Origin of the sequence: Haloechinothrix sp. LS1_15 (genome assembly GCF_033042135.1) — a bacterium.
Classification (GTDB): domain Bacteria; phylum Actinomycetota; class Actinomycetes; order Mycobacteriales; family Pseudonocardiaceae; genus Haloechinothrix.
Genome location: NZ_WBXM01000001.1, coordinates 523,207 through 543,472 on the forward strand (window position 1 = coordinate 523,207; position 20,266 = coordinate 543,472).

At 69.4% G+C, this 20,266-nt stretch carries 18 protein-coding genes and 1 pseudogene; 14 read left to right on the plus strand and 5 right to left on the minus strand.

The genetic code is table 11. The annotated features are described in order from the left end of the window. Positions 1-17: 17 nt before the first annotated feature. The gene (locus tag F8178_RS02515; RefSeq protein ID WP_317492942.1) at positions 18-764 is read left to right on the plus strand and encodes an oxidoreductase; all 747 of its coding nucleotides are present in this window, start codon (positions 18-20) and stop codon (positions 762-764) included. A 445-nt stretch (positions 765-1,209) separates the two neighbouring features. Here the strand turns inward: F8178_RS02515 and F8178_RS02520 are convergent, their stop codons facing one another. Further along, positions 1,210-2,025 carry an HAD-IB family hydrolase gene (locus F8178_RS02520; RefSeq protein WP_317492943.1) on the minus strand — a complete coding sequence of 272 codons (816 nt, stop codon included), beginning with the start codon at positions 2,023-2,025 and terminating at the stop codon, positions 1,210-1,212. A gap of 207 nt (positions 2,026-2,232) precedes the next feature. Between F8178_RS02520 and ssd the strand changes: the two genes are divergently transcribed. From ssd to F8178_RS02560, 8 genes are all read left to right on the plus strand, one after another. Then, the gene (ssd, locus tag F8178_RS02525) at positions 2,233-3,402 is read left to right on the plus strand and encodes a septum site-determining protein Ssd (protein ID WP_317492944.1); all 1,170 of its coding nucleotides are present in this window, start codon (positions 2,233-2,235) and stop codon (positions 3,400-3,402) included. After that, positions 3,402-4,565, plus strand: a complete 1,164-nt coding sequence (locus tag F8178_RS02530; protein ID WP_317492945.1) for a TadA family conjugal transfer-associated ATPase — start codon at positions 3,402-3,404, stop codon at positions 4,563-4,565. Before ssd ends, F8178_RS02530 begins: the two co-directional genes overlap by 1 nt. Continuing rightward, positions 4,562-5,437 carry a type II secretion system F family protein gene (locus F8178_RS02535; protein WP_317492946.1) on the plus strand — a complete coding sequence of 292 codons (876 nt, stop codon included), beginning with the start codon at positions 4,562-4,564 and terminating at the stop codon, positions 5,435-5,437. The genes F8178_RS02530 and F8178_RS02535 overlap by 4 nt, the downstream gene beginning before the upstream one ends. Continuing rightward, positions 5,434-6,162: a type II secretion system F family protein gene (locus F8178_RS02540; protein ID WP_317492947.1), complete on the plus strand. Its 729-nt coding sequence runs from the start codon at positions 5,434-5,436 to the stop codon at positions 6,160-6,162. Before F8178_RS02535 ends, F8178_RS02540 begins: the two co-directional genes overlap by 4 nt. Positions 6,163-6,385: 223 nt before the next feature. Beyond that, positions 6,386-6,544, plus strand: coding sequence for a DUF4244 domain-containing protein (locus F8178_RS02545; protein ID WP_317493064.1), 159 nt, complete (start codon positions 6,386-6,388; stop codon positions 6,542-6,544). A gap of 33 nt (positions 6,545-6,577) precedes the next feature. Further along, complete coding sequence (locus tag F8178_RS02550; RefSeq protein WP_317492948.1) at positions 6,578-6,943, plus strand: TadE family type IV pilus minor pilin; 366 nt, start codon at positions 6,578-6,580, stop codon at positions 6,941-6,943. Beyond that, positions 6,927-7,280 carry an Rv3654c family TadE-like protein gene (locus tag F8178_RS02555; protein WP_317492949.1) on the plus strand — a complete coding sequence of 118 codons (354 nt, stop codon included), beginning with the start codon at positions 6,927-6,929 and terminating at the stop codon, positions 7,278-7,280. Before F8178_RS02550 ends, F8178_RS02555 begins: the two co-directional genes overlap by 17 nt. A gap of 274 nt (positions 7,281-7,554) precedes the next feature. Next, complete coding sequence (locus F8178_RS02560; RefSeq protein ID WP_317492950.1) at positions 7,555-8,172, plus strand: bifunctional DNA primase/polymerase; 618 nt, start codon at positions 7,555-7,557, stop codon at positions 8,170-8,172. A 72-nt stretch (positions 8,173-8,244) separates the two neighbouring features. Here F8178_RS02560 and F8178_RS02565 read toward each other — a convergent pair whose 3' ends face one another. Next, complete coding sequence (locus F8178_RS02565) at positions 8,245-10,650, minus strand: DEAD/DEAH box helicase (protein WP_317492951.1); 2,406 nt, start codon at positions 10,648-10,650, stop codon at positions 8,245-8,247. Positions 10,651-10,918: 268 nt separating this feature from the next. Between F8178_RS02565 and F8178_RS02570 the strand changes: the two genes are divergently transcribed. The 5 genes from F8178_RS02570 (at position 10,919) to F8178_RS02590 (ending at position 18,305) form a co-directional block, all read left to right on the plus strand. After that, positions 10,919-13,207: a sodium-translocating pyrophosphatase gene (locus F8178_RS02570; RefSeq protein ID WP_317492952.1), complete on the plus strand. Its 2,289-nt coding sequence runs from the start codon at positions 10,919-10,921 to the stop codon at positions 13,205-13,207. A 107-nt stretch (positions 13,208-13,314) separates the two neighbouring features. Further along, entirely contained in the window at positions 13,315-13,935 is a 621-nt protein-coding gene (locus F8178_RS02575) for a hypothetical protein (protein WP_317492953.1), read from the plus strand. A 74-nt stretch (positions 13,936-14,009) separates the two neighbouring features. Next, a complete protein-coding gene (locus F8178_RS02580) occupies positions 14,010-14,633 on the plus strand; it encodes a hypothetical protein (RefSeq protein WP_317492954.1) in 624 nt (207 codons plus the stop codon). Between the two features lie 247 nt (positions 14,634-14,880). Next, on the plus strand, positions 14,881-17,682 hold the full coding sequence (topA, locus tag F8178_RS02585; protein ID WP_317492955.1) for a type I DNA topoisomerase: 2,802 nt from the start codon (positions 14,881-14,883) through the stop codon (positions 17,680-17,682). A 161-nt stretch (positions 17,683-17,843) separates the two neighbouring features. Further along, entirely contained in the window at positions 17,844-18,305 is a 462-nt protein-coding gene (locus F8178_RS02590; protein ID WP_317492956.1) for a hypothetical protein, read from the plus strand. A 70-nt stretch (positions 18,306-18,375) separates the two neighbouring features. Here F8178_RS02590 and F8178_RS02595 read toward each other — a convergent pair whose 3' ends face one another. The 3 genes and pseudogenes from F8178_RS02595 to F8178_RS02605 form a co-directional block, all read right to left on the minus strand. Then, complete coding sequence (locus F8178_RS02595) at positions 18,376-18,729, minus strand: arsenate reductase ArsC (RefSeq protein ID WP_396344960.1); 354 nt, start codon at positions 18,727-18,729, stop codon at positions 18,376-18,378. Positions 18,730-18,810: 81 nt separating this feature from the next. Beyond that, positions 18,811-19,726 (minus strand): annotated as a pseudogene (locus F8178_RS02600) (arsenic resistance protein). Next, positions 19,723-20,082, minus strand: a complete 360-nt coding sequence (locus F8178_RS02605; protein WP_317492958.1) for a metalloregulator ArsR/SmtB family transcription factor — start codon at positions 20,080-20,082, stop codon at positions 19,723-19,725. The pseudogene F8178_RS02600 and the gene F8178_RS02605 overlap by 4 nt, the downstream one beginning before the upstream one ends. Between the last annotated feature and the right edge of the window lie 184 nt (positions 20,083-20,266).

The following is a 20,266-nucleotide window of genomic DNA, read 5'->3' on the forward strand; positions in this document are numbered from 1 at the left end:
CGCTAGGGTCGGTGGCTGTGACAGATCCGTTGGCTCCCCTGCTCGACCTGCCCGGCGTCGGCGATGCGGTCACCGCCGCGCGCGAGGCCGTCGACGGGGTACACGCGCATCCGGCGAACCGGCGTGGCTGGGCGACGACGGCCGCGGAAGCGTCGGTGCGAGCGGCGCGCGCGTCAGCGGCGATCGACGGCGCCGACGCCGAGCTGCCCACCGGTGGGCAGGTGGCCGAGCCGTCGCTGGCTGGGGCGTTGCGCGTCGGTGAGGCACTCGGTTCGCTGCTGCCGACGTGGCAGCGCGCCCCGATGCAGGTGCTCGCCAGGCTCCATGTGCTGGCAGCGGCGGACCTGGTCGACGATCCCGACTGGCTCGGCAGGCCACGCGGTACCGCCGAGGTCTCCGAGCGGCTCGAGCTGCTCGCCGAGCTGGTGACTGGGGGCACCTCCGTGCCGGGCCCGGTGCTGGCCGCCGTGGTGCACGGTGAGCTGCTGAGCCTGGAGGCGTTCGGCACCGCGGACGGCGTGGTGGCGCGCGCGGCGAGCAGGCTCACCATGATCGCGACCGGTCTCGACCCCAAAGGCCTGTGCGTCCCGGAGGTGGCGTACCTGCGGCGGCTACGCCGTTACCGGGATACCGCGGCGAGTTTCGCTGGTGGGCAGCCGGAAGGTGTGAGCGACTGGCTGCTGTTCTGCTGCGAGACGATCCAGGCCGGTGCCAGGGAGGCGCGGAGCATCGCCGACGCCAGCACCGAGCGGGCCGAGCAGTAGGGGCGCTGGCCGGTGCAGGCCGGTGCAAGACATAAGTAGGCGGCGCCCGCTGGACAATGCCAGCTGACGCCGCCGGATAGCGCAGGCGATCGGGGTACCATGCGTGCGTTTCGTGTCGCATTCCCTGGGACTCGGCGCCCGGCGTCCCGGTACGCAGTCCCTTGACGACAAGCCTCCCGCGGCGTGCTCCGCGTGGGTTCCCGACGTCCGCGCACGGAGTCCCTTCGGGGGGGATGGGACTTCGCTTGGTGTCCCGTCCCTGGCCTCCAGGAGTCCGCACCTTCTTTTTACCCAGGGGCCGCTGGCACTGCAAGGGGTGCGCCGGGACTGATACGGGTGCACCGGTACAGACGGCAATTGCCGTGACTTATGCACCCTGACCTGCTAAGATCCGGTTCCGGTGTGCGCGTTGGCGCTGTGGTTCCTGGGGGTGATCCGGCCGAGGTCAGTGCCCTTTCCGGCGGTGCCGGAGGCCGTACCACGTGGCGCCAGCTGCCACCGCTCCCACACCGACGCCGAGTGCCACCGCGGTGGCACCCGCCCCCGGAAGCCTGGAGCGCAGCGAGACCGGTTTGTTGAAGGTCAGCATCGGCCATCCCCGCTCGTCCGCCAGCTTGCGCAGCGCCCTGTCCGGGTTCACCGCACAGGGATTGCCGACAGCCTCCAGCAGCGGAAGGTCGGTACTCGAATCGGTGTAGGCGTGGCAATGCTGGAGCTCATAGCCGTGTGTCTCGGCGAGCTGCTGCGCAGCGGCCGCCTTCTGTTCGCCGTAGCAGTAGAACTCGACGTTCCCGGAGTAGCGCCCGTCCACGATCTCCATGCGGGTGGCTACCCAGGAGTCGGCTCCCAGCATCTCGGCGATCGGCTGGACGACTTCGGCTCCGGTCGCCGACAGCACGATGACGTCGTGCCCGTCGGCCTTGTGGCTCGCGATGATCTCGGTGGCCTCCGCGTAGACGAGCGGGTCGACGACGTCGTGCAGCGTCTCCTGCACGATCGCGCTGACCTGAGCGACGTCCCACCCGGAACACAGCGCGGAGATCTGTGCGCGCAGCCGTTCCGTCCTGTCCGCGTCCGCGCCGGACAGCGAGAACACCAGCTGCGCGTAGGCACTCTTGAGCGCCGCGCGCCGGTTGATCAGGCCCTGCCGGAGCAGCGGCTTGCTGAACGCGAGCGCGCTGGACGACGCGATGATGGTCTTGTCGAGGTCGAAGAATGCCGCGGTCCGGTTGCCGGTCATGCGATCGAGGGGCTTGCCCATGAGGCCAGCATAAGGCGCGACCGCGACATGTCGTGGCCGGAGTGATACTCGGCTCGATACGGGTCGGCCGAGTGGGGTTTTCTTCCGGAGCTATCCACACGGGGCGGTTGTCCACAGGAACGGCGGGGCGGGTCTTGGCGGTGACGGGGGCAGGCGGTGACGGTTGACCCGTATCCGCCTGATGCGAAGCCGGACGGGGGTAGGGCGATGACCGACGTACGATCCGACACCGCGAGCGGCTCCGACACCGGGGCGGTGTCCCGCCCGCTGGTCGTCGTCGACGACGAGGACCAGCTCGACCAGGTACTGCGGCTGGCCGCCTCGGTCGGCTGCGAGCTCGAACGAGCCGTCGACCTCGACGCGGCGCGATCCCGGTTCAGGGACGCCCCGTTGCTGATCCTGGACGAAGCGGCCCTGCCGCGGTGCCTGACGCGGCAGGTGATGCCCGGGACCTCCGGGCCTCCCGGGGCTGCGGGGACCTCGCGAGCCGAAGGCACCGTGGTACTGATCTGCCGCGACGAACCCTCCCCCGAGACCTGGCAGCAGGCCTTCCGGGTGGGTGCCGAGCAGGTGCTGCGACTGCCGGACGATGAGTCGTGTCTGGTGGCGGTACTGGCCGATGCCGCGGACGGGCCCGGTGCCGGCGACGGCACGGTGGTCGCGGTGGTTGGCGGGCGCGGGGGCGCGGGGGCGTCGGTACTGTCGAGCGCCGTCGCGTTGACCGCCTGCCACACCGGGCGGGACGCGCTGCTCGTCGACTGCGACGCGCTGGCGGGCGGTATCGACCTGGTGCTCGGGGCGGAACTGGACAGCGGGTCCCGCTGGCCCGAGCTGAACCTGGGGTCGGGACGGGTGTCGATGCGTGCGCTGCGCGACGCCCTCCCGCGATTCTCCCACGATGGTGGTGAGCTGGCCGTGCTGTCCTGCGGACGCGACGGTGGCGGGCCGAGCGAGGACGGTGTGGCGGCCGTACTGGAGGCGGGCAGGCGAGCGGGCAGGACGGTGGTATGCGACCTCCCTCGGCGCCCCGATCCCGCGTGCCGTCGCGTCGTGGAGCTCGCCGATCTGGTGTGCGTGGTGATACCCGCCGAGGTACGGGCGTGTACCTCCGCCCAGCAGGTGCTCGGGTGGCTACGCGAGCTGACCGACCGGCTCGGGCTCGTGGTGCGTGGGCCCGCACCAGAAGCGCTGCCCGCGCAGGAGATCGCCGATGTGCTGGAGCTGCCGCTGGTCACCGCGATGCGCGCCGAACCGCGGCTGGCGGCCGCGCTGGAGCGGGGGCAGTTCCGGCCACGCCCGCGCGGACCGCTGGCCACCGGTGCGCGAGCGGTGCTGTGCGCGTTGCCCGAGGCAAGCGGCGAGTACGGGGCAGCCTGATGCGTCCCGAGCTCGTGGAACGGGTGCGCAGGCGACTGGCCGAGGAAGGCACCAGCGTCCAGCCCTCGGCCATGGCCGAAGCGGTGCGCGCGGAGATCGGTGGGGTTACCACCCACGGCGACATGTTGCGGGCGTTGCGCACGGTGCGGCAGGAGCTTGTCGGACTCGGACCGCTCGAGCACCTGTTGAGTGATCCGGACGTGACGGATGTGCTGGTGTCAGCGCCCGATCAGGTATGGGTGGACGGCCATGGCGGGCTGCGCCACAGCACGGTCAGCTTCGCCGATGAGCAGGCGGTACGTCGGCTGGCCCAGCGGCTGGCACTGACAGCGGGGCGCAGGCTCGACGACGCCCAACCCTACGTAGACGGCTGGTTACCGCAATCCTGCGCGCAACGGCCGATCAGGATGCACGCTGTACTTCCCCCGGTGGCCGCCGACGGCACCTGCCTCTCGCTGCGGGTGTTGCATCACACCGCGTACGACCTGGTCGAGCTCGCCGAACGGGGCACCTTCGACCGGCCGACGAAGTCCCTGCTGGAAGCGATCGTTACCGCGCGGTTGGCGTTCCTGGTGACCGGATGCACCGGCTCGGGTAAGAGCACGCTGCTCGGTGCGCTGCTGGCAGCCGTGCCTGCGGGTGAGCGCATCGTCTGCGTGGAGGATGCCGGCGAGCTGCGGCCGGGACACCCGCAGTTCGTCCGGCTGCTCGCCAGGCAGGCCAACGTCGAGGGGGCCGGTGAGATCACGTTGCGCGATTTGGTGCGTCAAGCACTGCGCATGCGTCCCGACCGGCTGGTGCTCGGTGAGGTCAGGGGACGCGAGGTGGTCGATCTGCTGACCGCGCTCAACACCGGGCACGACGGTGGTGCCTGCACCGTGCACGCCAACTCGCCCGCCGAGGTGCCGGCGAGGTTGGAGGCGTTGGCCGCGCTTGGCGGCATGGACCGCGATGCGCTGCACGGTCAGCTTGCCGCGGCGGTGCAGGTGGTGCTGCATATGCGACGCAGATCTGACGGCGGCAGGGCACTCGAGGACATCGGCGTGCTGCGCCGGGCGGGCGGCGGCGTGGAGATCGTTCCCGCCTGGCGGTCGGGAAGCTGGACCGAGCATCGGGACCTGCTCACTCGCGCGCTGGCACACCGGGGAGTGGGGCTGACATGACCGCACCGACCATGCTCGTGGTTTCGCTGCTCGGTCTGGGCGTTGCCAGCTTGCCGATCCGGCGTGCTCCCGCGCGACTGCGCCGGTGTACCGGCGGGACGCGGCGGCGCGCGCCGTCGCCCCTGACCACGTTCCCGCCGCCAGCAGTGGTGCGGCACTTGCCCGGGTGGCGCGCCGGGGCGGTGTTGACCGGGGCGGTGCTTGCCGTGCTTGCCGGGTTTGCCTGGCTCGGCCCGGCTGGTGCGGCTGTGTTCGGTATGGCGACGCTGCTGACCTGGCGTATGGCGTGGGAGCGCCGTCGGGAGCGGGCGCGGCTGGCGACGGCGCGGCGTGGTGCGGCCGCGCTGCGCACGCTGGTCGGCAGGCTCCGTGCCGGAGTACATCCCGCGACGGCGGTGTTCGACGCCGCGGAGGATGCGGGTGGGCAGGACACCCCGGAAGGGTCGGCGCTGCATGCCATGGCTGCCCATACCCGGCTGGGTGGGGAAGCCGGGACGGTGGTTCCCGGCGCGGCGAATGGTGACGGTGCGGCCAGCAGGCCGCTGCTGCGGATCGCCCGCGCGTGGTCGCTGGCCGAGCGCTCCGGCGTGCCGCTGGCCGAGGCGCTGGACGCGGTACGCGGGGACCTCGAAGCCGCCGCCCGGCTTGCCGGGCAGCGATCGGCGAGGATGGCGGGGCCGAGGGCGAGTGTGCTGGTACTGGTCGCGCTGCCGGTGCTCGGCATCGCCCTCGGCGAGCTCATGGGCGCTGGCCCGGTCGCGGTGCTCGCTATGACCGGGCACGGTCAGGTCCTGCTGTTGTTGGGCGGTGTGCTGCTGTGCGCGGGCACGATGTGGAGCGCCCGGCTGACCCGGCAGGACGTGCCGGTATGAGCGCGGTCACTGTCGCGATGATCGCAGCGGGCGTGCTCGTGATGCCCTCTGGTGCCGTAGCGTCCGCTCGGGCCCGGGAGCTGCTGCCCCGGCCTCCGGCCGCGCGGCGCCGCGGGGTATCCGGCCGCGCCCGCACCGTGCTCGGTATCGCCGTACTCGCGAGCGTGCCGCTGGTGGTGTTCGGCGGTTGGTACGCGCTGTGCGCCGGGCTGCTGACCGCTGTGTTGGTCGCCGGGTGTCGCCGCCTGCTGGCGGGCTCGCTTGGCCGAGGCAGGAGCAGCATCGCCGATCGGCTGGACCTCGCCACGGGATGGGACCTGCTCGCCACGAGCCTGCGGGCGGGGCTGGCCGTCCCCGAAGCGATCGGTACGGCGGCCGAGGTGGTGCGCGGACCGGCGTCGAAGGCGCTGCGGGACACGGCGGAGCTGCTCGCGCTGGGGGCGGATCCCCGCGCCGCCTGGCAACCCGCGCTGTCCTGTCCGGACACCGCGGAGCTGGCGACGGCGGCGCGCCGGGCGGCCAGCTCGGGAACGGCGCTGGCGGGAACGGCCGTGGAGCTGGCCGGTCGCGTCCGGGGGGAGCTCGCCGACCGTGCCGAAGCCGACGCGCAGCGGGCCGGGGTACTGATCACGGCACCGCTCGGCCTGTGCTTCCTGCCCGCGTTCCTCTGCCTGGGGGTCGCGCCGGTGATCGCCGGCCTCGCCGGGGAGTTCATGGGGGTGTGAGGGCGGCCCGCGCACCGATCGCGGTGATGGGCCGTCGGGGTGCTCGACGGAGCACCGCTGGAGTGACACGGAATGGACCAAGCTGGCCCGATCATGGAGGTGACGTTTCATGCCGATGACCCTGAATGTTCCCGCGGCACCGATGCGGAACGAAACGACGACGGTTCGGCGCAGCTACCACCCGCCGTGCCTGCCGCGGCACCTGGTGCCGCGGCTGCGTCGGATGTGGGCAAGCGACGACGGGATGACGACCGCGGAGTACGCCATCGGCACCGTGGCCGCCGCTGCGTTCGCTGCCGTGCTCTACAGCGTGGTGACCGGTGATTCCGTCGTCGGCGGGCTCACGTCGTTGATCGAACGTGCCTTGTCGAGCGGGGTCTGACTCGCGATGGCGCGCCGAGGGGCGAGCCGGCGGGTGACGGTGCGGGCCGATGACCGTGGTGCGGTCACTGTCGAGGCGGCGATCGCGGTGCTGGTGCTGGTTGCGGTGCTGGTGGTGACCGTGGCGGGGATCGCGGCGGTGACCGACCAGCTGCGCTGTACCGATGCGGCGCGGGAGGCTGCCAGACTCGTCGCCCGCGGCGAACCGGAGCGGGTGGACCGGGCGGTGTCCCGTATCGCCCCTTCCGGCGCTCGGTGGGACGTGGATGTCGCCGCCGGGGAAGTCACGGTGACCGTCACGGCGCCGTCGGTGGGCGGTCTGTTGCCCGGGGTGAACGTCACCGCTGAGGCGTTCGCCGTCATCGAACCGGGAGCGGCGGGGGATGAGCGGTCGCGATGATCGCGGGTTCGCCACGGTGTGGGCAGCAGGTGCGGTGCTGGCGATACTGCTGGTCTACACGTTGTTGATGTCGCTGGGTGCCGCTACCGTCGCGCGGCACCGCGCCGCAGCGGTGGCGGATCTGGCCGCGCTGGCCGCTGCGGCGGATGCGACGAGCGGTACCGGTGCGGCCTGCGATGCGGCCGGGCGGGTTGCCGACCGGATGAGTGCCCGGCTGTACAGCTGTGAACTGCGCGAGTGGGATGCGGTCGTCGAGGTGCGTGTGCCACCACCGATGGTGCCCGGCGAGTTCGGTGCGGCGCGGGCGGTGGCGCGAGCAGGCCCCGTTGACGGCTGATCGATGGCTGTGAGCGGTAGATCGGAATTTGGTGCGGCCGTTCCACCACGTCGTTCATCGCCCATTGACAGCCGGTTACCGACCGCGCACTTCCGGCGACGCGCCGTCGTGTTGTTGACTTGGTCACAGCAACACAGCAGAACCGGTGAGTGCGATGCCGAACTCGGTTGACGTGAGCCGGTGCTGGCTGGCGGTGAGCCAGCTCACACGGTGCGGTGCTGGTCGGGGAGTGATCAGCACCGAACCCACTATCAGATGGAGGCGGGAGTAGGAGATGTTGGACACTGTTGGGTGGCGAGACGCGTTCCGTATCGAGTTGCGTGCCGCCGCGATCGGGTTGGCCTCGAGGGGGTGGCCCGTCGTCCCCGGTACCTACCGGGGGGCCTCGACCGAGGGCAGCCCGGTGCCCGTACGGGCAGGTTGGGTGGAGCGCCACGAGCCCCACCCTCAGCGCATCGCGGGATGGTGGGCGACCCACCCGTACAGCGTGCTCGTGGCGACCGGGAGCGTCGTGGATGCCGTCGAGGTCGACGACGAGCTGGGCCGGATGGCGGCCACGCTACTTCGTGCCGCCGAGCGGCCGGCACCGATCATGTCGATGCCGAACGGCAAGTGGCTGTATCTCACCGAAGCGGGTCGCCCGGTTCCCGACGAGCTCGCCGAGCGTGCCGGGGTGCGATGGCACGGCGAGGGCAGCTTCGTGCCCGTTCCGCCGACCCCGTTCGAGCACGGAGTCGTGCACTGGCGGGTCAAGCCCGAGATCTGGGAGTGGAAGTTGCCGCACCCGGCTGCCGTGCACGGAATCCTCGTCCGTGCCCTGCGGGCGGTCACGACCGGCGTGACCGAGCTCGCGGAGGATACCTCTCACCCCGTGGGTACCTCCGCAGCATAGGGGCAGGTGAGACCGTTGTACCGGCATCGTTCACCGCGCGGAGGGTGTGGTGGGGGATCGCTCCCTCATCCCTCACGTACCGCCGATCCCCTCCTCGCGGGTGGCCCCGAGAACGATGTCGAGTACGGTCACCGCCCCGGCCTTGTCCAGCGGTTCGTTGCCATTACCGCATTTCGGCGACTGAACGCAGGACGGGCATCCGGCCGAGCACTCGCAGGAGACGATCGCCTCCCGCGTAGCGGCCAACCACGGGATGAGAGTGGCGTAACCACGGTCGGCGAATCCCGCGCCCCCGGGATGCCCATCGTGCACGAACACCGTTGCCTCCCCGGTGTCCTCGTGCAGTGCCGTGGACACGCCGCCGACATCCCACCGGTCGCAGGTGGCGAACAGCGGTAGTAGGCCGATCGCCGCGTGCTCGGCTGCATGCAGGGCACCGGGGAGGCGCTCCGGATCCAACCGAGCGCCCCCCGGTGCCCTGCCGTTCAGCAGCTCCTCGCTGATCGAGTACCAGACCGCGCGGGTGGTTAATCGCTGCGGCGGTAGGTCGAGGGGGACCTGATCGATGACCTCGCCGCTCGGCAGCTTCCGCAGGTAGCCGACAACCTGCTCGGTGACCGTGACAGTGCCCAGCGCCATGCGGATACCGCCCGCGTCGAGCTGCCGTTCCACCTCCAGCACGGCGATATCCGTGGTCTGACGTGCCGTCGTGTTCCACTCCGGGTCCTCGTGGTGCACGAAGGCCACGTGGTGGTCCAGGTCCAGCTCGTCGACCACGTAGGACGTTCCCTGGTGCAGATACACGGCGCCGGGATGTACCGTGGCACACGCGGTAGCGGGGTCCACAGTGCCCAGAATGCGGGCGGTTTCCCCCTCGACCACGGTGATCTGCTCACCTCCGGTGCCCCGGATCGCCACCTCCTCGTGCGGGTGGCGCAGCGACGTCCAGTACCAGCCGCTCGCCCGGCGCCGCAGCGTGCCGCAGGAGGCGAGCGAGTCCAGTAGCGTCCTGGCTCCCCTGCCGAATCGGTCCAGTTCACCGGCGCGTAGCGGTAGCTCAGCCGCCGCGCAGACCAGGTGCGGGGCCAGTACGTTGGGGTTGCCGGGATCGAGCACGGTCGCCTCGAACGGCTGGTCCAGTATCGCCGACGGATTGTGGACGAGGTAGGTGTCGAGTGGATCGTCCCTGGCGATGAACACCACGAGCGATTCAGCGCCCGCCCTGCCCGCACGCCCCGCCTGCTGCCAGAACGACGCCAGTGTTCCCGGGTAGCCCGCCAGCACCACTGCGTCCAGGCCGGCGATGTCCACGCCGAGTTCCAGCGCGTTCGTGGTCGCCACCCCGCGCAGCCGCCCGTCGAGGAGATCGCGTTCCAGCGCGCGCCGTTCCTCGCTGAGCAGGCCCGCTCGGTAGACGGCGACCTGCGCCGCGAGGTCCTGGTCTACTTCGGACAGATAACGCGCCGCCGTGAGGGCGGTCAGCTCGGCCCCGCGTCGTGACCGCACGAACGCCAGGGTTCGCGCTCCCTCGGTGACGAGGTCCGCCAGCACGCGCGCGGCTTCGGCGCCAGCCGAACGCCGCACCGGGGCGCCGTTCTCCCCGGTGACCTCCGGTCGCAGCGGGGGCTCCCACAGCGCCACAGTACGCGCGCCGTGGGGTGAAGCGTCCTCGGTGACCGCCGTGCAGTCCAGTCCGGTCAACCGTGTCGCGAACTCCGCGGGCTCGGCCATCGTCGCCGAGGCCAGCACGAGCACGGGTCGCGCGCCGTAGTGCTCCGCGATCCGGTACAGCCTGCGCAGCAGCAGCGCCACGTGTGAACCGAAGACACCCCGATAGCTGTGACACTCGTCGATCACGATGTAACGCAGGTCACGCAGCAGCCGCTGCCAGCGGCTGTGCCTGGCGAGGATGCCGAAATGCAGCATGTCGGGGTTGGTGAACACCCAGTTGGCGTGTGTGCGGACCCAGTCGCGTTCGGCCGTGGGGGTGTCACCGTCGTAGGTCGCCGCGCGGATGCCGGGTAGCTGCAGCTCGGTGACGCCGCGGACCTGGTCGGCGGCCAGCGCCTTGGTCGGTGCCAGGTACAGCGCGGTGGCGCCGGTAGCGGAGTGCGCGCCGGTGGCGGTGGCGGCAGAGCGTTGCCTCGCGCCGCCGTTGCCGGTCTCGTGCGCGTTCGCCGTGTAGAGCGCCGAGAGCACCGGCAACCGGTAGCCGAAGGACTTCCCGGAGGCGGTACCGGTCGACAGCACCACGTGCTGGCCGGACCAGGCGGTGTCGGCGGCCAGTCGCTGGTGTGACCAGGGGAAACGGATCCCGGTGCCGGCCAGTGCGGTGACCACGTCGTCGGGTGCCCACGCTGGCCAATCCGCGGTCGAACCGTCCCGCGCGGGTAGCACGGTGTGGTGGGTGACGGGACACTCCTGCGGGGCCAGCCCGGACAGGATGCGCTCAAGCAACTGTCCAGCTTGGCCTGGCATCTCCTCGTGCGCTGCCTCTCCCACGCCGGTTGCGGTGCGGCGCCGACCGCCCTTGCCTACTCCCGGCTACCCAGTATGCACCCGGGAGGGTTCCGGCCAGCTTGGCGGCGGTGTGAGCGGACCCACAATACGGTCGGCGCCTTCGGACCAATAGACTCCGCCCACATCACCCGTGTGATACAGGTCCCACGTCAGTGGCGGCGCAGGTTTGGGTTGTCGCCCTCGGCGCTGGCGACAGGCGAGATGTGGACGATGAACAGGAGGACGAATGTCCCGGCTATTCCTCGCGGACAGTCCGGAGCTGTCCGGAGGTGACTACGGCATCGTAGCCGTGGTCGCCGTGATCGCCCTTGCTGCGCTGGCCGTTGGTTACGGCCTGCTGCGCGAGGTGCTGGCCTCCGGCCAGGGCACCGAGCGCATGCAGGAGATCGCCAGGGCCGTGCAGGAAGGTGCTGCCGCATACCTCAACAGGCAGCGCAACACCCTCGCCATCTTCGGTGCGGTGGTGTTCGTGCTGTTGTTCTTCCTTCCCGCCGACGATTGGGCGGAACGGATCGGCCGTTCGATCTTCTTCCTCGTGGGAGCCGCGTTCTCCTTCGCGATCGGCTACCTGGGCATGTGGCTTGCCACGCGAACGAACGTGCGCGTGGCGGCTGCGGCCCGCGAGGGAGCGAACCGCCAACAGGCGCTGCGCATCGCCTTCCGCACCGGTGGCGTGGCTGGCATGTTCACCATCGGGCTGGGCCTGTTCGGCGCCGCGATGGTGGTTCTGGTTTACGCGGGCGATGCCCCGAAGGTGCTGGAGGGCTTCGGGCTCGGTGCCGCCTTGCTGGCCATGTTCATGCGTGTCGGTGGCGGTATCTTCACCAAGGCGGCGGATGTCGGTGCCGACCTGGTCGGCAAGATCGAGCAGAACATTCCCGAGGACGACCCCCGAAATGCCGCGACCATCGCCGACAACGTCGGCGACAACGTCGGCGACTGCGCGGGTATGGCCGCCGACCTCTTCGAGTCCTACGCGGTGACCCTGGTCGCCGCGCTGATCCTGGGAAGCTTCGCGTTCGGTGCCGAGGCCGCCGGGATGACGTTCCCGCTGATCGTGCCCGCCATCGGTGTGGTCACCGCGGTGATCGGCGTGTATATCACCCGCGTGCGCGGGTCGGAATCCGGCCTGCGGGCCATCAACCGTTCGTTCTACCTGTCCGGGGCGATCTCCGCGGTGCTGTCGGTGGCCGCCGCGTTCATCTTCCTGCCCGCCGAGTTCGACGACCCGGAAACCACCGCCAACCCGGCGTTGGTGGCCAGCGCGGCTGTGATCATCGGTATCGTGCTCGCGGGTGTGATCATGTGGCTGACCGGCTACTTCACCGCGCCCGAGCGCAAGCCGGTGCAGGATGTGGCCAAGACCGGTGGCACCGGCCCCGCCACCGTGATCCTGTCGGGCCTGTCCGTCGGCTTCGAGTCGGCGGTCTACACCGCGCTGGTCGTCGCCGCCGCGGTGTACGGTGCTTTCCTGCTCACCGGCTCGGTGTTGATCGCGCTGTTCCTGGTCGCGCTGGTCGGGACCGGGCTGTTGACCACCGTCGGCGTCACCGTCGCCATGGACACCTTCGGGCCGGTGGCCGACAACGCCCAGGGCATCGCCGAGATGTCCGGTGACATCCAGGGCGAGGGCGCGCAGGTGCTCGCTGAGCTGGACTCGGTCGGCAACACCACCAAGGCGGTGACCAAGGGCATCGCGATCTCCACAGCCGTGCTCGCGGCGACCGCGTTGTTCGGCTCGTACATGACCTCGATCCGGGACCGGGTCGCCGAGATGGGGCTGGCCCCCGGCGAGCTGCCGAACTCGTTCAACGTCGAGATCGTCAGCCCGAACACGCTGGTCGGCGTGATCATCGGCGCCTCCGTGGTGTTCCTGTTCACCGGTCTGGCGATCAACGCGGTCTCGCGTGCGGCGGGAGCGGTGGTCCAGGAGGTGCGGCGGCAGTTCCGCAGCATTCCCGGGATCATGGAGGGCACAAGCAAGCCCGAGTACGGCCGGGTGGTCGACATCGTCACCAGGGACTCGCTGCGGGAGCTGGCCACGCCTGGGCTGTTGGCCATCTTCGCCCCGATCGCGGTCGGATTCGGCCTCGGCACCGGAGCGCTCGCCGGGTATCTGGGCGGTGCCATCACGGCGGGCGTGTTGATGGCGGTGTTCCTCGCCAACTCCGGCGGCGCCTGGGACAACGCCAAGAAGCTCGTCGAGGACGGCAACTACGGCGGTAAGGGCTCCGAGGCGCACGCGGCGACCGTGATCGGTGACACGGTCGGTGATCCGTTCAAGGACACCGCGGGACCGGCGATCAACCCGCTGCTGAAGGTCATGAACCTGGTCTCGCTGCTGATTGCGCCCGCCGTGGTGCAGTTCAGCGTGGGCCCGGATGCCTCCGACCCGATTCGCATCACGATCGCGCTGATCGCTGTCGCGATCATCGTGACGGCGATCGTGGTCGCCAAGCGGCGCGCTGGTTCGATCTCCGACAGCCCGGCGCAGGAGGAGGCACGCTCCTCGTAGCAGGCAACCCGCGACTGGCCCCATCTCGCTCGAGGCGCGAGATGGGGCCAGTTGTATTAGGGTGAGCGACTACGAGTCGCCGTCGGGGAGCTGCGAGGAGTGCGGTTATGCGGCAGCGTACAACTGTGACGGCCGTGATCGTCTGCGTGGCCGTGCTCGCCGGGTGCGGTCAGGGCACGGCGGAACGCGACGCCGACACCGCTGTCGGTCCCCCGGAGTCAGCGACCGACGGCGGCCACGAGCCCGCGGTGGTGTGGGCGGAGGAGTATTGCAGCGCGGCACTCGGGCTGGTGGAGGTCGTTTCCCGGGCACCGAAGGTCGACCCGAGCTCCCCTGAGCGTGCCTCGGAGACCTCGATGAACATGCTCGCCCAGGTCAGTGGCGGACTGGACGAGCTCGTCGCGGAGCTCGACGATCTCGAACCGTCGCCGATTCCGGGCGGGGACGAGGCCGCCGACAAGGCCAAGGACGCCTTCCAGGAGCTCCATGACCGCTCGGAGGTCGCCAGGGAACGGCTGGATGAGGTGCGACGGGGTGAACCGGGCGCCGAGGAGACCAGGAACGCGCTGGAGGTCACCACCTCGGTCCTCGACGAGGTGGGCGAGGTGAACCTGCTCGGCGGGATGGAGCGCGTACCCGAGTTCGCCGAGGCCAGCCGGTCGGCGGAGTCCTGCGGTGAGTTCATGGCCTCCGGTTCGAAACCGAGCATCGATCCCGGCCGTGATTAGCGACCGGCCACTCACCCGATCCGGCGGGAACGAGGCCACGACAAACCTCGAACGCGTGTTCTACACTGTGGGGCGTGGCACAGCTGACGTTCTTCTCCGCCGAGGCGAGCGCCCCCGCCGTCACCGATCTCGCCGGGCTGCTGTGCGGTTCGGGGCAGATCGCCTGCTTCGCGGATACGGCGGCTCGACTGTCGGTGGTGGTTGCCGAGCAGTGGCGGGCCGAGGCGCTGCTCGCCGAGTGCGGTGCCAGGGGCGTCGATGCGCAGGTGACCGCCGCCGAGGACGGCTTGCCGTGCGTGCGAACCGCGTTCCGTGCCGACCTGTTGCCGCTGGCGCGTGCGTGGACCCGGGGAGCGGTCAAGGCGGTGCCGGGGGATCTCGCGCTTGACGGGGCGATGCTCCGGTTGTGGATGTTGGCGTGCGGTTGGCCGTCTGGCAAGCGCGGTGGCAGGGGTTACCTGCTGCAGCTCGACACGCGCGCTACGGGAACCCACCGGCCGTTGCTCAGCAGGTTAAGCGCGATGGGGTTGACATCTGCCGCGTATTCGTCAAACCTGCTGGGAGCCCGGTCCGGCGGCCCGGCGGTCCGGATCGAGGGAGTCCGGCGGATGCGCAGGCTCGCCGAGCTGATCGGTCCCGCACCGCCGGGTGCCCAGGGCCAGTGGCCGGCGCCTGCCCGCGCCGTGGCAGCCTCGTAGGCCGTAGGACTCCGGCGCGGTGCCCGGGACGGTGCTTCACGCGGCCCGTGAGGGCGGGTCGTGACGGTCAGATCACACCACCCTGCCGAGGTGCGCGACCCGTTGTGCATGCTAGTGGTGGAACACGGGGTGGGGTGCTGTTCGTTCTGCCACCCTGAGCGAGTACGTACCGCTCGGTACAGGTTCACCCTGGGAGATCGTGCCGGGGACCCTTGCTGAGCGACGAAGAAGCGGAGGCTGCCGAGCAGTGGCTGGATCGACAGGGAGCAAGCGCGGCGGTCGCGCCGCATCGGGCGGGGCGTCGCGTCGCAGGCTGGTGATCGTCGAGTCGCCTGCCAAAGCTCGCAAGATCGCTTCTTACCTCGGCGGCGAGTACGTCGTCGAGTCGTCGAAGGGGCACATCAGGGATCTGCCGAGGGGGGCATCGGACGTACCCGCGAAGTACAAGGGTGAGCCGTGGGCGCGGCTGGGCGTGAACGTCGACAACGACTTCGAACCGCTCTACGTCGTCACTCCGGACAAGAAGCCGACCGTCAACGAGCTCAAGCAGTTGCTGGCCGACGTCGACGAGCTCTATCTCGCCACTGATGGTGACCGCGAAGGCGAGGCCATCGCGTGGCACCTACTCGAGGCCCTCAAACCGAAGGTGCCGGTGCGCCGGATGGTGTTCCACGAGATCACCGAGCCCGCCATCCGCGCGGCCGCGGAGAACCCCCGAGAGCTGGACTCGAACCTGGTCGACGCGCAGGAAACCCGGCGGATCCTCGACCGGTTGTACGGCTACGAGGTCTCGCCGGTGCTGTGGAAGAAGGTCATGCCGAAGCTGTCGGCCGGCCGGGTGCAATCGGTGGCGACCAGGGTGGTTGTCCAGCGGGAGCGAGAGCGCATCCGATTCACCTCCGCGAGCTACTGGGACATCGCGGCCACCATGAACGCCGGTGAGGGTGACAGCGCTGACGGCAACGGTGCGGGTACGTTTCCCGCGCGGCTGGTGTCGGTGGACGGGGCCCGGTTGGCGACCGGGAAGGATTTCGGCCCGGACGGCAGGCTGAAGGAGTCCGCGACGGCAGGCGCCGAGACGCGGGTGCTCGATGAGGCCGAAGCCACCCGGTTGGCGGAGGCGCTCACCGGCCAGGACTTCACGGTCAGCAGCGTCGAGTCGAAGCCGTACACCCGCAAGCCGTACGCCCCGTTCATGACCTCCACGTTGCAGCAGGAGGCCAGCAGGAAACTGCGGTTCGCGGCGGACCGCACGATGCGGGCCGCCCAGCGGCTCTACGAGAACGGTTACATCACCTACATGCGGACCGACTCGACGACGCTGTCGGAAACCGCGATCAACGCCGCACGGCAGCAGGCGACCGAGCTGTACGGTGCCGAGTACCTGTCGCCGAAGCCGCGCCAGTACACCCGCACGGTGAAAAACGCCCAGGAGGCGCACGAGGCGATCCGCCCGGCGGGTGAGACGTTCCGCACCCCGGGACAGGTCGCGGGCGAGCTGGAGACCGACGACTTCCGGCTCTACGAGCTGATCTGGCAGCGCACCATCGCCTCGCAGATGGCGGACGCCAAGGGAACCACGATGTCGGTGCGGATCACTGGCGTCGCCGCAGGCACCGGTGAGGAGTGCGTCTTCTCAGCCACCGGCCGCACCATCACCTTCGCCGGGTTCCTCCGCGCCTACGTCGAGGCGGTGGACAGCGAGGCAGGCGGCGAGGCCGATGACGCCGAGCGCAGGCTGCCGCACCTCGAGCGGGACCAGCGGGTGCGGTCGATCGCGCTGCAGCCGGACGGGCACACCACCAACCCCCCGCCGCGCTACACGGAGGCGAGTCTGGTCAAGGCGCTCGAGGAGCTGGGCATCGGCAGGCCGTCCACCTACGCCTCGATCATCAACACCATTCAGGCGCGGGGCTATGTGTGGAAGAAGGGCTCCGCGCTGGTGCCCTCCTGGTTGGCGTTCTCCGTGGTCGGCTTGCTTGAGCAGCACTTCGAGCGGTTGGTCGACTACGACTTCACCGCGGCCATGGAGGACGAACTCGACGCTATCGCCGCGGGCAACCAGGACCGGACACGCTGGCTGTCCGGTTTCTACTTCGGTGGCGACGTCGGGCCGGAGGGTTCGGTCGGCCGCTCGGGCGGGTTGAAGAAGCTGGTCGGCAGCGGCGTGGAGGATATCGACGCGCGGGAGATCAATTCGATCCCGATGTACACCGACGACTCCGGCACCACGGTGTACGTGCGGGTGGGTCGCTACGGGCCGTACTTGGAGCGGGAAGTCGACGGCGGCTCGCAACGTGCGAACCTGCCCGAGGACCTACCGCCGGACGAGCTGACTCCGGAGGTGGCCGAGAAGCTGTTCGCCACCCCGGTCGAGGGCAGGGTGCTGGGCACTGACCCGGAAACCGGCCACGAGATCGTGGCCAAGGACGGGCGGTTCGGCCCGTACGTCACGGAGATCCTGCCGGACGATGCCACGGCGACGGACAGCAACAGCAGCAGCGGGAGCAACGGGAAGGCGAAGAAGGGCGGCAAGTCCAGCAAGCCCAAGCCGCGCACCGCGTCACTGTTGAAGTCGATGTCGCTGGATACGGTCACGTTGGAGGATGCGCTCAAGCTGCTCTCGCTGCCGAGGGTGGTCGGGGTCGATCCGGAGTCCGGCGAGGAGATCACGGCGCAGAACGGGCGGTACGGCCCGTACCTGAAGCGCGGCACCGATTCCCGGTCGCTGGAAACCGAGGAACAGATCTTCACCGTCACGCTGGACGAGGCGTTGAAAATCTTCGCGGAGCCGAAGCGCCGGGGCAGGCAAGCTGCCGCGAAGGCTCCGCTTAAGGAGCTGAGCAACGACCCCGAGACCGGCAAGCCGATGGTGGTCAAGGACGGGAGGTTCGGCCCGTACGTGACCGACGGGGAGTACAACGCCTCGCTGCGCAAGGGTGACACCGTCGAGGAGCTCACCGACGAGCGCGCCGCTGAGCTGCTCGCGGAGAAGCGGGCGAAAGGACCCGCGCCGAAGAAGCGCCGCTCCACCGCGAAATCGAAGTGACTCTCCCTACTAGAGGAGTGCGCGACTACCGAGCGTGACGGTTCTTGCGGATTTTCGCTCGCATGCATTACTGACTGTGGCGGCGAGGCTGGATACCCTGAGCTGCGGACGTTCCCGAGCGGGTCAGATCCGACAACACGTATCAGTGGGAGTGAGAGGGTATGCGGCCACGGTCGAACACCGTCGACGGCACCCAGGCACCATCACCCGAACCCATGTATCCCGACCCGCTGGCCGGGTTGATCACTGGGGAGAGTACGCGTGCTTCGGTACCGGGAACCGACAGCGACAGCTTCGACGCACCTGCTCGCCGGCGAATCGAGTCAGACCCCGACAGGGTCGCGGACTTCATCAAGGCAGCGCTCGAGGACGATCCCGCGGGGCAGGGCGATGGCGGGGCCGGAGCGACGGGCTCACGGCAGGATTCCGGAGACAGCGACTCCGCCGGTGACGGGAACGCGCACCGCCTGATGGCGGGAGCGACCTCGCAGGCACGGCGGGTGTTCACCGACGGGCAGGCCAAGACCTCGGCTGGGGTGGCTGTGGCGGTCATCATGCTGCTGCTGTTCGTGATCATCGCCGTGTCGCTGCTGGCCACCGTGGCGGGAATGGTGTCGCCGTAGGCCTCGGACGGCATTCGCTCGATCTCCGGTACACCTCGCGTAGATCGAACATTCCCGACGCGACGCGGCACTAGTCGGCAACGGCGTCGAGCTCGTTGAGCAAGCCACGCACTCGCGCCTCGATCTCGTCCCGGATCTTTCGGACCACCTCCAGCGGCTGACCTGCCGGGTCGTCAAGTGGCCAATCGAGGTAGCGTGTGCCCGGATAGACCGGGCACGCATCACCGCACCCCATCGTGATCACTACGTCGGACGCCTCAACCGAGTCGGATGTGAGCTGCTGGGGCTGGGCGCGAGTGATATCGATACCGAGCTCGGACATCGCGTGACAGACGAGTGGGTTGACCTCTCCGGCTGGCGCCGTACCCGCGGAGCGCACCGCGACCCTTCCTCTCCCGTGATGCTCTAGCAACGCGGCTGCCATCTGGGAACGACCCGCGTTGTGTACGCACACGAACAGCACTTTCGGTGTCGTCTCCACGGCGCTTCCTCCTTGTCACAGAGCTCAGCCGGGTCCCGCGTCGGCCCGAGTGAAGTAGCGCTGGACTCGCAGGGAGACGTATACCAGTCCAACCAATACCGGAACTTCGATCAGCGGCCCGACAGCCCCGGCGAGCGCCTGCCCTGAAGTGACGCCGAACGTCGCGATGGACACCGCGATCGCCAGTTCGAAGTTGTTGCCTGCCGCGGTGAACGTCAACGCCACAGCCCTGCTGTACGGCATCCGCAGTATCCAACCCAACGCCAACGAGCCGAGCCACATCAATCCGAAGTAGACCAGGAGCGGGATGGCGATCCGGGCGACATCCTGCGGAGCGCTCAGCACCGAGTACGCGATGTCCCACACGGCCACATCGAGCCCGGACTGCTCGAGTCCGAGCCACCCCGGTAGCAACCACAAGTAGAGCCACCCCAGTGCGGCGAAGGCCACCACTTGGAAAAGGGAGTTCAGCGCGACCAGGACGGGCAGCGGCTTCGCGATCACCTCGTGCGAGGTCGTTCCAGATGATCACCATCGCGATACACCGGGCGAGCCCGACGATGATCAGGCCGGCGCGGTACTCGGGCAGGTCCGGTAGGAAGATCCACGCTAGGGCGAACATCACTGCCGGACCCACGACCCAGTTCAGCACCAGCGATGTCACCAGTAGCCGCTTGTCCTCGGTGACAGTGTCCAACCGGTCATAGCGCACCTTCGCCAGGACCGGGTACATCATCACCAACAGCCCCAGCGCGATCGGTAGCGAGATCCCGTCGATCTGGATCGCGTCGAGCGCCGGTCCCAATCCAGGTATCCAGCTGCCTGCCAGCAGCCCGCCTGCCATCGCGGCCCCGATCCACAATGGCAGATAACGGTCTAGTGCGGACAGACCTGTGACGACAGGAGACCGGGCGCGATCAGCGATGCGCACCTCAGTCATGCCCGCACGGCGCTGCTATCAGCGGGTCGCAACACGCAGGACAACTGGCCGAGCACATCTGACCGCACCCGGTAGTAGATCCACGTCCCGCGCCGTTCGCCTTCGATCAACCCCGCTTCACGGAGTACCTTCAGGTGATGCGAGATGGTTGGCCCAGAGACCTCGAACGCCCCGGTGAGCTCACACACGCACGCCTCGCCGCCCGCGTGTGCGGCGATCAGCGACAGCAAGCGCAGCCTCGCGGGTTCCGCCAGAGCCTTGAACACGCCCGCGAGCTGCTCGGCTTCCCGCTGGTCGAGCGGCTCCCCTGCCAGTGGCGATCCGCATGACTCGTACGACGGATCTTGATTAGGCATACGTCTAAATTGACAGATATCGAAATAAGGTGCAAGGTCTGGACCTGGACGTGAACGAGTGATACGGCACACCGATGACGGCGCACGACATCGAGCGCGGCCACCCTTGCCTGCCTGTCGAGTGGCTGATCGCCAGGGCTTCACGCGGCGCGATGGCATCGCTGACCACCGTCGCAGGGACGGT